This is a genomic window from Pseudomonas sp. SWRI51 (assembly GCF_014268825.1).
GTDB classification, from domain to species: domain Bacteria; phylum Pseudomonadota; class Gammaproteobacteria; order Pseudomonadales; family Pseudomonadaceae; genus Aquipseudomonas; species Aquipseudomonas farsensis.
The window spans coordinates 1-11,420 of sequence record NZ_JABWRG010000136.1 but is presented as its reverse complement, the minus strand read 5'-3'; the positions used below and the strand labels follow the sequence as shown (position 1 = coordinate 11,420).

Sequence of the window (11,420 nt, the reverse complement as noted above, 5' to 3'; positions counted from 1 at the left end):
GAAATCTAGGATTCATTCAAGATCGTCGGGGCCGCTGCGCGCCCCCTTCGCGACACAAGGCCGCTCCTACACAAGATCGCCACCCGGCTCAGCCCTTGCCTTTGGTCCGGGTCTGATTGGGGCCGCCGTTTTTCTCCAGGTGCTCGATGATCATCCCGGCCACGTCCTTGCCGGTGGTGACCTCGATGCCTTCAAGCCCCGGCGATGAATTGACCTCCATCACCAGCGGCCCATGGTTGGAGCGCAGGATATCCACACCCGCCACGCTCAACCCCATCACTTTTGCCGCACGAATGGCAGTCATGCGCTCTTCAGGGGTGATTTTGATCAGGCTGGCGACGCCGCCACGGTGCAGGTTGGAGCGGAATTCGCCGGGCTTGGCCTGGCGCTTCATCGAGGCGATCACCTTGTCGCCCACCACGAAGCAGCGAATATCGGCGCCACCGGCCTCCTTGATGTACTCCTGCACCATGATGTTCTGCTTCAGGCCCATGAACGCCTCGATCACCGACTCTGCAGCCTTGGTGGTTTCGCACAACACCACGCCAATGCCTTGGGTGCCTTCGAGCACCTTGATCACCAGCGGGGCGCCGTTGACCATCTGGATAAGGTCGGGAATGTCGTCCGGCGAGTGGGCAAACCCTGTGATCGGCAAACCGACGCCACGGCGCGAGAGCAACTGCAACGAACGCAGTTTGTCCCGCGAGCGGGCGATGGCCACCGACTCGTTGAGCGGGTAGACCCCCATCATTTCGAACTGGCGCAGCACCGCACAGCCATAGAAGGTGACCGAGGCGCCAATGCGCGGAATGACCGCATCGAAGCCTTCCAGCGGCTTGCCGCGGTAGTGGATCTGCGGCTTGTGGCTGGCAATGTTCATGTAGGCCCGCAGGGTGTCGATCACCACCACTTCGTGGCCACGCTGGGTACCGGCCTCGACCAGGCGGCGGGTTGAATACAGACGCGGGTTACGCGAAAGCACAGCGATCTTCATGCAGCACCTGTGACAGAGGAAAGAGTGGCCGCAAAGGCCGGTTTGTCCTGGACGTACTTCACGCCCGGATTGACTACCAGTTGACCGTGGACCAGGGCCTTCGATCCAAGTAACAGGCGGTAACGCATGCTCTTGCGGCAGGCCAGGGTGAATTCCACCTGCCAGACCCGATCACCCAGCGCCAGGGGCGTGCAGATGACATAGCGGGTTTGCGCATGGCCATTGGAGCTTTTAATGCTTTTCATGGTGACCAGCGGCGCTTCGCAGCGGCGGTGGCGCAGTTGTACTACCGTGCCCAGGTGGGCGGTAAAGCGCACCCAGCGCTGGCCATCACGTTCGAAGGGTTCGATGTCGGTGGCATGCAGGCTTGAGGTGCTGGCGCCGGTGTCGATTTTGGCGCGAAGGCCGGCGACGCCGAGGTCGGGCAGGGCGACCCACTCGCGCAGGCCGATCACAGTCAGGTGGTCAAATGTCTTCACTAGGCGCGCCCTGGGGATAAGGTGGTGAACTGTAATGACGGCACGGATTTTTTGCATCCGTCAGTCACGGTAGTACAGTTCTGTGACTGACAGCGTTCGAGGAAAAACCATGGCACAAAAGCCTGAAGATGACGATAAGGTCCGCCTGGACAAGTGGCTGTGGGCGGCGCGCTTCTACAAGACCCGCGCCCTGGCCAAGGCTGCCATCGAGAGCGGCAAGGTGCACTGGCGCGGCGAGCGCTGCAAGCCTGGCAAAGAGCCACGTGTGGGCGATGAATACCTGGTGCGCACCGGTTTTGACGAGCGCACCGTGGTGGTCAAGGCGTTGTCGGTGGTGCGTCGCGGCGCCCCTGAGGCACAGGCGCTGTACGAAGAAACCCCAGAGAGCGTGAAACGCCGCGAGCAGGCTGCCGAATTGCGCAAGGCAGGCGCCTTGGGCATGACCACTGATGGGCGCCCGAACAAAAAGCAGCGCCGGCAGATTCACCAGTTGCACGGCAACTTCGACTGAATGCGCTGAGTCGCGGGTACGCAAATATAAAAAAACCGGCGCACAGGGCGCCGGTTTTCATTCATGCCGCTATGTCGACAAAGCCTTACAGCCCGTCGAGCATCGCCTTGTTGCGCACCGCGCCTTTGTCGGCGCTGGTGGCCAGCAGGGCGTAGGCCTTCAGCGCGGTGGTGACCTTGCGTGGGCGCACTTCGACCGGCTTCCAGCCTTTTTTGTCCTGCTCGACACGGCGCTGGGCCAGCTCTTCGTCACTGACCAGCAAGTTGATCGAGCGGTTCGGGATGTCGATCAAGACCTTGTCGCCATCACGCACCAGGCCAATGGCGCCGCCCGCAGCCGCTTCTGGCGAGGCGTGGCCGATGGACAGGCCCGAGGTACCGCCGGAGAAACGGCCGTCAGTCAGCAGGGCGCACGCCTTGCCCAGGCCCTTGGACTTCAGGTACGAGGTCGGGTAGAGCATCTCTTGCATGCCCGGGCCGCCTTTCGGGCCTTCGTATCGAATGATGACGATGTCGCCAGCCTTGACCTCGTCGGCAAGGATGCCGCGCACCGCGCTGTCCTGGCTTTCGAAAATCTTCGCGTTGCCTTCGAACACGTGGATCGACTCATCCACACCGGCGGTTTTCACCACGCAGCCGTCCAGGGCAATGTTGCCGTACAGCACGGCCAGGCCGCCTTCTTGCGAATAGGCGTGCTCGAAGCTGCGAATGCAGCCGTTCTCGCGGTCGTCGTCGAGGGTTTCCCAGCGGGTCGACTGGCTGAACGCGGTTTGCGTCGGGATGCCGGCCGGGCCTGCCTTGAAGAAGGTGTGCACGGCTTCGTCATCGGTCTGGGTGATGTCCCACTTGGCGATGGCTTCTTCCATGCTGGCGCTGTGCACGGTCGGCAGGTCGGTGTGCAGCAGGCCGCCACGGGCCAGCGAACCGAGGATGCTGAAGATACCGCCAGCGCGGTGCACATCCTCCATGTGGTACTTCTGGATGTTCGGCGCCACTTTGCACAACTGCGGCACCACGCGCGACAGGCGGTCGATGTCGCGCAGGTCGAATTCGACCTCGCCTTCCTGGGCGGCAGCCAGCAGGTGCAGGATGGTGTTGGTCGAACCGCCCATGGCGATGTCGAGCATCATGGCGTTTTCGAACGCCTTGAAGTTGGCGATGCTGCGCGGCAGCACCGATGCATCGCCTTCGCCGTAGTAACGCTTGCACAGCTCGACGATGGTACGCCCGGCAGTGAGGAACAACTGCTCACGGTCGGAGTGGGTGGCCAGTGTCGAGCCGTTGCCCGGCAGGGCGAGACCCAGGGCTTCGGTCAGGCAGTTCATCGAGTTGGCGGTGAACATGCCGGAGCACGAACCGCAGGTCGGGCAGGCGCTGCGCTCGTACTCGGCGACTTTCTCGTCGGAGGCGGTGGAGTCGGCGGCGATCACCATGGCATCGACCAGGTCCAGGCCGTGGCTGGCCAGCTTGGTCTTGCCGGCTTCCATCGGGCCGCCGGAAACGAAGATCACCGGGATGTTCAGGCGCAGTGCGGCCATGAGCATGCCGGGGGTGATCTTGTCGCAGTTGGAGATGCACACGATGGCGTCGGCGCAGTGCGCATTGACCATGTACTCGACGGCATCGGCGATGATCTCGCGGCTGGGCAGCGAGTACAGCATGCCGTCGTGGCCCATGGCGATGCCATCGTCGACGGCGATGGTGTTGAACTCTTTGGCCACGCCACCGGCGCGTTCGATCTCGCGGGCGACCAGTTGGCCCAGGTCCTTCAGGTGCACGTGCCCTGGGACGAACTGGGTGAACGAGTTGGCGATGGCGATGATCGGTTTCTTGAAGTCTTCGTCCTTCATCCCGGTGGCGCGCCACAGGGCACGGGCGCCGGCCATGTTGCGGCCGTGGGTGGAGGTCTTGGAACGATAATCAGGCATTGGCTGCTCCGGGCGGCTTAATCAGGTCACTAGTAGGAGAGTGAGCTTCTCTTGTCCTGAAACGCCGTAGGCCGGTTGCCAGCGGCAAGGATCGGGGCCGGTGTCCGCGCGGGATCGCCGCAGGCTCGGCCAGAGCTCATAAACCCGCCGGGGATGACTGGCGATGAATAGCCCGATTCTACACCGCCACGCCTGTGAAGGAACGGCGTTGTGATAATTGGCGCCAGGTGCACCGCCCAGGGTAAAGCCCTTGGCGGCTGGCGGGGGGCTTTGGGTAGACTGCGCACCAGCACCCCAATGGCCAAAAGGACTTGTCATGCCAGCGCCCAACCGCTCCCTGCCGTTCTACATCGCCATTGGCCTGATCCAGGGCCTGCTGGTGGTCAGCCTGCTCAGCGCCAAGGTCTACTTCCTCGATTTCAACCTGTCGATTGCCCTGTGCGCGATGGCTGCTATGGCCGGCATCAACCTGCAACTGCTCGGCGGCCTGCGCGGGCAGCGCGGTGCGCTGTGGCTGGTGGCGGGCCTGGGCCTGCTGATTGGCGCAATCAGCGCGGTCGTCCTCGATGTAGAACACATGGCCTGGATGGAGCAAACCTGGTGCCTGGCCGCCGTGCTGGTGGGCTATATCGGCACCGCGTTCATCCTCGCCTGGCCGACCCGCGAAGGGCTGCGCCCGCGCTACGCGGCGCTGTTCCAGCATGCCTGGAACAACGCTTTCATCGTGCTGCTGGCGCTGTTGCTGACGGGGTTGTTCTGGCTGCTGGTGTGGCTGTGCGCGGGGCTGTTCAACATGGTTGGCATTGCACAGGTGAAACAGGCAGTGACCGCACCGGTGTTTGTCTGGCTGATGCTGCCGGTGGTGTTCTCGCTGGGTATGCGTATGGGCTGCGAAAACGAGAGGATCATCGGCCTGCTGCGCGGCATGTTGCTGGCCCTGTGCCGCTTTCTGTTGCCGTTCAGCGCCCTGAGCGTTGTGGTGTTCACCCTGGCCCTGCCGTTCACCGGCCTGCAGGCGGACTGGGGCAGCGGTTATTTCTCCTCGCTGCTGCTGGCGCTGGCTGGCATTAACCTGTTTCTGCTCAACGGCGTATTCCAGGACGGCCAGCAAGGGCAGGTGTACGCCGCGCCGCTCAAGCGCCTGGTCGAAGCCAGCTTGCTATGCCTGCCGGTGCTGGTGGGCTTGGCGGCCTATGCCATGTGGATGCGCATCGACCAGTACGGCGCGAGCCCCTCGCTCATTCTGGCCTTGCTGCTGGTGGCCGTAATGGCCGCACACAGCCTGGCGGCGTTGTGGGCGGTGCTGGCGCCGCGTCGTGGCTGGCTGCACAGCCTGCAGGTGAGCAACCCGTGGATTGCCCTGCTCAGTGCGCTGTTGTTGGTGTCGTTCTACACGCCGCTGCTGGCCCCGCAGGCAATCAGTGCCAGAAGCCAGGTCGAGCGGCTGCTGAGCGGGCGCACTGCGGTTGCCGACTTCGATGTTGGCAACCTTTATTGGCGCCTCGGGGACCCTGGGCGCAAGGCGTTCGATGCATTGGATGCGCAGCTTGAGGCGGGCGAGGTACTCGACCGGAAAAAGCGTGAGCAGTTGCTGGAAAAGTTCTCGATGGTACGTACGCCGCGTCATGAGGAGGACCTGAGCACGAAGGTCGAATGGCTGGGCCCGGTAGAGCCGGGCGGTGAGGCGTTCGACAGGATGCAGGCGACCTTGCAAGAGTGCGGCGGCAAGGGCTGCTTGCTCTGGGGCGTGGACATGGACGGCGACGGGCGCAACGAAGTGCTGATGATCCCCCGGCAGGTATACGCCTCCTATGTGCTGCTGTTTGCCCGTGACGGGGAGTGGCGAGAGGTCGGGAGCTTTTCTGGCCGCTTCGAGGGCACCGATGAGCTGGTCAGGCTGATCCGCGAGGGGGCGATGAAACCGGTCACGCCACGGTACAAGACGTTCACTCTCAATGGTCAGGACCTGACGTTGGGGTTGGAGCACTGAGCGGGCCGTGGGTGGTTCCCTGGTTTCGCGCAAACCCATTCTGGCCTCATCGCAGGCTGTCGCCAGCTCCACAGAGACCGTGCTCAACGGCAGCATTGCTGGTTGGACCCAATCCTGTGGGAAATGAAAGACAGTTGTGGCGAGCGGGCTTGTCCCGCGTTGGGCTGCGCAGCAGCCCTGAGGTTTACCCTTGGGTTTCCAGGGCTGCTGCGCAGCCCAACGCGGGACAAGCCCGCTCGCCACAAGGGAACTCGCCACAAAGATTGCTCTCAGCCACAATATTGGGGGCTGGCCAAGATACCTGTGGGAGCTGGGGCTAGCCTGCGATGTGGCCGGGAAATGGTAAAGGCCTTGGCATACGTCACAGCGCTTTGGGTAGACTGCGCGCCCGTATCCCACTGGCCAAAAGGACTTGCCATGCCGGCGCCCAACCGCTCCCTGTTGTTCTATATCGCTATCGGCCTGATCCAGGGCCTCACTGTGCTCGGGCTCATCGCCTTGCGCAGCCAGGACATGTGGCTGGGCTTGGGCCTGCCGCTTGGCCTGTGCATCGCCGTGGCCGTCGCTGGCCTCAACCTGCAACTGCTCGGCCGCGTGCGCGGGCAGCGCGGCGCCGGCTGGCTGGTGCTGGGCGTAACCTTGTTGGTCAGCGCTGTGGGTACCAAGGTCTTCAGCGATAGCAACCGCATGGGCTTCATCCAGCAGTCCTGGTGCCTGGCGGCGGTGGCGCTGGTATACATCTTTGCTGCGTTCATCCTCGCCTGGCCCAACCGCGAAGGGCTGCGCCCGCGTTACCAGGACCTGTTCAAGCATGCCTGGAACAACGTCTTCATCGTGCTCCTGGCGCTGCTGCTGACCGGCCTGTTCTGGCTGCTGGTGTGGCTGTGCTCGGGGCTGTTCCAGATGGTCGGCATCACCCAGGTGAAGGACGCGGTGACTTCACCGACGTTTCTCTGGCTGGTGCTGCCGGTGGTGTTCTCGCTGGGCATGCGCATGGGCCGGGAGAACGAGAAGGTCATCGGTTTGCTGCGCGGCGTTCTGCTGACGCTGTGCCGGTTCCTGTTGCCGCTGAGCGCGCTGATCGCTCTGGTATTCACCCTGACCCTGCCGTTCACTGGCCTGCAGCCGGTGTGGGACACCGGTTACTCCACCACGCTGCTGCTGGTGCTGGCTGGCATCAATCTGTTTCTGGTCAATGGGGTGTTCCAGGACGGCCAGCAAGGGCAGGTGTACGGCGCGCCGCTCAAACGCCTGGTCGAGGCCAGCCTGCTGTGCACCCCGGTGCTGGTGGGCCTTGCCGCCTACGCCAGCTGGTTGCGTATCGACCAGTACGGGCTGACCCCATCGCGCATCCTCGCGGCATTGCTGGTAACGGTAATGGTGCTGCATGCCCTGGCGGCCGTGTGGGCGGTCGCGGCGTCACGTCGCGGCTGGCTGCATACCCTGCAGGTCAGCAACCCAAGGGTTGCGCTGCTCAGTGCCGTGCTGGTGGTGGCGTACTACACGCCGCTGCTCGACCCCTACGCGCTCAGCGCCAAAAACCAGGTGCAGCGTTTGCTGGACGGGCGGACCGAAGTGGCCGATTTCGATGCCAGCAACCTCTACTGGGGCCTGGGCGAACCGGGGCGCGAAGCGTTTACCCATCTTGAGGCACAGCTGGAAGGCGATGAGCTGCTGGATGAAGCGGGGCGCGAGCAGCTGCGCAAAAAAATTGCCCAAGTGCATAAGCCTTACGAGCCGGAGCAGTACGGGCCGAAGATTGAATGGCTGGGCACTCCGGAGCCGGGCGGCGAGGCCTTCGACCAGATGGTGTTGACCATCAGCCAATGTGGCGGCAAGGGTTGCCTGCTGTGGGGTGTGGACATGGACGGCGATGGGCGCAACGAAGTACTGATGATTCCGCGCCATGTGTATGCGTCGCGCATGTTCCTGTTTGCAGCCGAGGGTGGCTGGCACCAGGTCGGCACCTACTGGGGCGATATGCAAAACACCGACGAGGTGGTGCGGTTGATCAAGGAAGGGCAATTGAAACCGGTGACGCCCAAGTACAAGACCCTGCAACTCGATAGCGTGGACCTGAACTTCAACCTGGAGCGGTGATGTAGGAGCGGCCTTGTGCCGCGAAAGGGCTGCGCAGCAGCCCCAGGTCTCGACCTCATGCAAGATTGCCGGGGCTGCTGTGCAGCCCTTTCGCGACACGAGGCCGCTCCTACAATGACCGCGTCTGTTCGTTGATATGCGCCCAAGCTCTGGGCGCGCTGATCAGCTGTTTGGCAGCAAGCGGCAGGTGATGCTCTTGATGTAGCGGGTTTCGCCAATCGCCGGGTGCACCGGGTGGTCCGGGCCCTGGCCGCCGCGTTCGAGCAGTTGCAGGTTGCGGTCCAGGTGGCGGGCGCTGGTCAGCAGGATGTTGTTCAGGTCGTCTTCTGGCAGGTGCATCGAGCACGAGGCGCTGACCAGAATGCCGTCCTTGTTCAGCATGCGCATGGCCTGTTCGTTGAGGCGGCGGTAGGCGGCCTCGCCGTTTTTCAGGTCCTTCTTGCGCTTGATGAAGGCGGGTGGGTCGGCAATGATCACGTCGAAACGCTCTTCGGCGGCCTTGAGCTCGCGCAGGGCTTCGAACACGTCACCTTCGATGCAGGTGACCTTTTCGCTGATGCCGTTCAGCGCAGCGTTGCGCTCGACGCCATCCAGGGCAAAGGCCGAGGCATCCACACAGAACACTTCGCTGGCGCCGAACGCGCCGGCCTGCACACCCCAGCCACCGATGTAGCTGAACAGGTCGAGCACGCGCTTGCCTTTGACGTAGGGGGCCAGGCGCGCGCGGTTCATGCGGTGGTCGTAGAACCAGCCGGTCTTCTGCCCGTCACGCACCGGCGCTTCGAACTTCACGCCGTTCTCTTCCAGCGCTACCCAGTCCGGCACCTCGCCATAGACCGTGTCGACATAACGCTCCAGGCCTTCGGCATCGCGCGCGGCGGAGTCATTCTTGAACAGGATGCCGCTTGGCTTGAGCACCTGCACCAGGGCGGCGATCACCTCGTCCTTGTGCGCTTCCATGGTCGCCGAGGCCAGCTGCACCACCAGAATGTCGAAGAAACGGTCGACCACCAGGCCCGGCAGCAGGTCGGAGTCGCCATACACCAGGCGGTAGCACGGCTTGTCGAACAGGCGCTCGCGCAGCGACAGCGCCACGTTCAAGCGGTGCACCAGCAGCGACTTGTCCAGCGCCAGCTTGACGTCGCGCGACAGCAGGCGGGCGCAGATCAGGTTGTTCGGGCTCATGGCAACCACGCCCAGCGCCTTGCCGTTGGCCGCTTCGAGAATGGCCTGCTGGCCGGCCTTCAGGCCCTGCAGCGGGGTGGCGACAACATCGACTTCATTGCTGTAGACCCACAGGTGGCCGGCACGCAGGCGGCGGTCGGCATTGGCTTTGAGACGAAGGCTGGGCAGGGACATGACGTCGCTCCGGAAAAAAGAGCGGGAGTATACCGCGTTGCCCCGCTGCGCGCTGAGGGGCGCGACCAGACGCCTGTGGCAGCAACGATGACCGCAATGGGTGTGCGGGGGCGGCGACGGGGGTTAGAATCGGCTGTCCTCTTCGAGTAAGTACTTATGTCCCAGGAATTTACCGCCGAACAGATCCAGCAGGCCTTGCAAGGTATTGCCATTCCGCCCCAGCCGCAGATCATGGTTGACCTGCAGTTCGAGCAGTACATGCCCGACCCGGACCTGGAGACCATCGCCAAACTGATCGCCCAGGACCCGGGCTTGTCCGGGGCCTTGCTCAAGCTGGTCAATTCGCCGCAGTTTGGCCTTTCCAACAAGATCGGCTCGATCCAGCGTGCCGTTAACCTGTTGGGCAGCCGCTCGATCATCAACCTGATCAACGCGCAGTCGATCAAGGGCGAGATGACCGACGACACCATCGTCACCCTCAACCGTTTCTGGGACACCGCCCAGGATGTGGCGATGACCTGCCTGATGCTGGCCAAGCGCACGGGTATCCAGTCGCCCGACGAGGCCTACACCCTAGGCCTGTTCCACGACTGCGGCGTGCCATTGATGCACAAGCGCTTCCCCACCTACATGGAAGTGCTCGAAGACGCCTATGCCAAGGCGAGCGAAGAAACCCGCGTGGTCGACACTGAAAACCGGGCGTTCAATACCAACCACTCGGTGGTCGGTTACTTCACGGCCAAGTCCTGGCGCTTGCCGGAGCACATCAGCGGCGCTATCGCCAACCACCACAACGCCCTGGCGGTGTTCCGCGACGAGTCCTCACGCAATACCCAGACCCAGCTGAAGAACCTGCTGGCGGTGCTGAAAATGGCCGAGCATATCTGTGCGTCGTACCGGGTGCTGGGCAACCAGGCCGCGGACCATGAGTGGAATGTGGTCGGCAGCCTGGTTCTGGACTACATCGGCCTGACCGAATACGAGTTCCAGGAGCTCAAGCACACCGCCCGCGAAATGGGCGGGCACTAAGCCATGCCGGAGTTGCCAGAGGTCGAGACCACCCGCCGCGGCATTGCCCCGCACCTGGAGGGCCAGCGCGTCAGCCGGGTGGTGGTGCGCGACCGGCGGCTGCGCTGGCCGATCCCTGAAGACCTCGATGTGCGCTTGTCGGGGCAGCGCATCGTCAGCGTCGAGCGGCGTGCCAAGTACCTGCTGATCAACGCCGAAGTGGGTACCTTGATCAGCCACCTGGGCATGTCGGGTAATTTGCGCCTGGTGGAGCTGGGCTTGCCGGCGGCGCGCCACGAGCATGTGGATATCGAGCTGGAGTCCGGCATGATGCTGCGCTACACCGACCCGCGGCGCTTTGGCGCGATGCTCTGGAGCCTCGACCCGCTCAACCATGAGCTGCTGCTGCGCCTGGGCCCGGAGCCGTTGACCGACCTGTTTGACGGCGAGCGGCTGTTCCAGCTGTCGCGCGGGCGTTCGATGGCGGTCAAGCCGTTCATCATGGACAACGCGGTGGTGGTGGGGGTGGGCAACATCTACGCCACAGAGGCGCTGTTTGCTGCGGGTATTGACCCACGCCGGCCAGCGGGCGGCATATCGCGGGCGCGGTATCTGAAGCTGGCCATCGAGATCAAGCGGGTGCTGGCGGCGGCGATCGAGCAGGGCGGCACCACGTTGCGTGATTTCATTGGTGGCGACGGCCAGCCGGGGTACTTCCAGCAGACGCTGTTTGCCTATGGCCGCAGCGGCCAGCCCTGCAAGGTGTGTGGCACCGAGCTGCGCGACGTAAAGCTGGGCCAGCGCGCCAGCGCATTCTGCCCGCGCTGCCAGCGTTAGTGGCTTCGCTGTAGTGCTTTTGTGGGGATAGTTCTGCGCAGGCGTGTTCCGGCCCCATCGCAGGCTATCGCCAGCTCCCACAGAAATCGCGCACGGCCGCAAAATTGAGGTATGGCGCAAGTCCCTGTGGGAGATTCCATGGTTTCGGGCAAGTCGCTTTTGATTGTGTAGGAGCGGCCTTGTGTCGCGAAAGGGCTGCGAAGCAGCCCCAGCGA

At 63.5% G+C, this 11,420-nt stretch carries 9 protein-coding genes; 5 read left to right on the top strand and 4 right to left on the bottom strand.

Annotated elements, in window-relative coordinates; genetic code table 11:
* Positions 1-88 precede the first annotated feature (88 nt).
* Both rimK and HU720_RS22935 read right to left on the bottom strand, forming a co-directional pair.
* A complete protein-coding gene (rimK, locus tag HU720_RS22940) occupies positions 89-994 on the bottom strand; it encodes a 30S ribosomal protein S6--L-glutamate ligase (RefSeq protein ID WP_186523251.1) in 906 nt (301 codons plus the stop codon).
* Positions 991-1,473: an ATP-dependent zinc protease gene (locus tag HU720_RS22935; protein ID WP_339600680.1), complete on the bottom strand. Its 483-nt coding sequence runs from the start codon at positions 1,471-1,473 to the stop codon at positions 991-993. Before HU720_RS22935 ends, rimK begins: the two co-directional genes overlap by 4 nt.
* 109 nt (positions 1,474-1,582) lie before the next feature.
* Between HU720_RS22935 and HU720_RS22930 the strand changes: the two genes are divergently transcribed.
* Positions 1,583-1,984 carry a S4 domain-containing protein gene (locus HU720_RS22930; RefSeq protein ID WP_186523250.1) on the top strand — a complete coding sequence of 134 codons (402 nt, stop codon included), beginning with the start codon at positions 1,583-1,585 and terminating at the stop codon, positions 1,982-1,984.
* An 85-nt stretch (positions 1,985-2,069) separates the two neighbouring features.
* Here HU720_RS22930 and ilvD read toward each other — a convergent pair whose 3' ends face one another.
* Positions 2,070-3,911 (bottom strand): dihydroxy-acid dehydratase, encoded by a 1,842-nt coding sequence (gene ilvD / locus HU720_RS22925; protein WP_186523249.1) that lies wholly within the window; start codon positions 3,909-3,911, stop codon positions 2,070-2,072.
* A gap of 316 nt (positions 3,912-4,227) precedes the next feature.
* Between ilvD and HU720_RS22920 the strand changes: the two genes are divergently transcribed.
* On the top strand, positions 4,228-5,901 hold the full coding sequence (locus HU720_RS22920; protein ID WP_186523248.1) for a DUF4153 domain-containing protein: 1,674 nt from the start codon (positions 4,228-4,230) through the stop codon (positions 5,899-5,901).
* Between the two features lie 417 nt (positions 5,902-6,318).
* On the top strand, positions 6,319-8,001 hold the full coding sequence (locus HU720_RS22915) for a DUF4153 domain-containing protein (RefSeq protein WP_186523247.1): 1,683 nt from the start codon (positions 6,319-6,321) through the stop codon (positions 7,999-8,001).
* A 162-nt stretch (positions 8,002-8,163) separates the two neighbouring features.
* Here the strand turns inward: HU720_RS22915 and HU720_RS22910 are convergent, their stop codons facing one another.
* Positions 8,164-9,360 carry a class I SAM-dependent rRNA methyltransferase gene (locus HU720_RS22910; RefSeq protein ID WP_186523237.1) on the bottom strand — a complete coding sequence of 399 codons (1,197 nt, stop codon included), beginning with the start codon at positions 9,358-9,360 and terminating at the stop codon, positions 8,164-8,166.
* Positions 9,361-9,570: 210 nt separating this feature from the next.
* Between HU720_RS22910 and HU720_RS22905 the strand changes: the two genes are divergently transcribed.
* Both HU720_RS22905 and mutM read left to right on the top strand, forming a co-directional pair.
* Positions 9,571-10,389, top strand: a complete 819-nt coding sequence (locus tag HU720_RS22905) for an HDOD domain-containing protein (protein ID WP_186523253.1) — start codon at positions 9,571-9,573, stop codon at positions 10,387-10,389.
* Positions 10,390-10,392: 3 nt separating this feature from the next.
* On the top strand, positions 10,393-11,205 hold the full coding sequence (gene mutM, locus HU720_RS22900; RefSeq protein WP_186523235.1) for a bifunctional DNA-formamidopyrimidine glycosylase/DNA-(apurinic or apyrimidinic site) lyase: 813 nt from the start codon (positions 10,393-10,395) through the stop codon (positions 11,203-11,205).
* The last annotated feature ends 215 nt before the right edge of the window (positions 11,206-11,420 follow it).

Bases quoted from the DNA above. Each gene is read 5' to 3' on its own strand.
- rimK (WP_186523251.1), bottom strand. From the start codon at position 994: ATGAAGATCGCTGTGCTTTCGCGTAACCCGCGTCTGTATTCAACCCGC.
- HU720_RS22930 (WP_186523250.1), top strand. From the start codon at position 1,583: ATGGCACAAAAGCCTGAAGATGACGATAAGGTCCGCCTGGACAAGTGG.
- ilvD (WP_186523249.1), bottom strand. From the start codon at position 3,911: ATGCCTGATTATCGTTCCAAGACCTCCACCCACGGCCGCAACATGGCC.
- HU720_RS22920 (WP_186523248.1), top strand. From the start codon at position 4,228: ATGCCAGCGCCCAACCGCTCCCTGCCGTTCTACATCGCCATTGGCCTG.
- HU720_RS22915 (WP_186523247.1), top strand. From the start codon at position 6,319: ATGCCGGCGCCCAACCGCTCCCTGTTGTTCTATATCGCTATCGGCCTG.
- HU720_RS22910 (WP_186523237.1), bottom strand. From the start codon at position 9,360: ATGTCCCTGCCCAGCCTTCGTCTCAAAGCCAATGCCGACCGCCGCCTG.
- mutM (WP_186523235.1), top strand. From the start codon at position 10,393: ATGCCGGAGTTGCCAGAGGTCGAGACCACCCGCCGCGGCATTGCCCCG.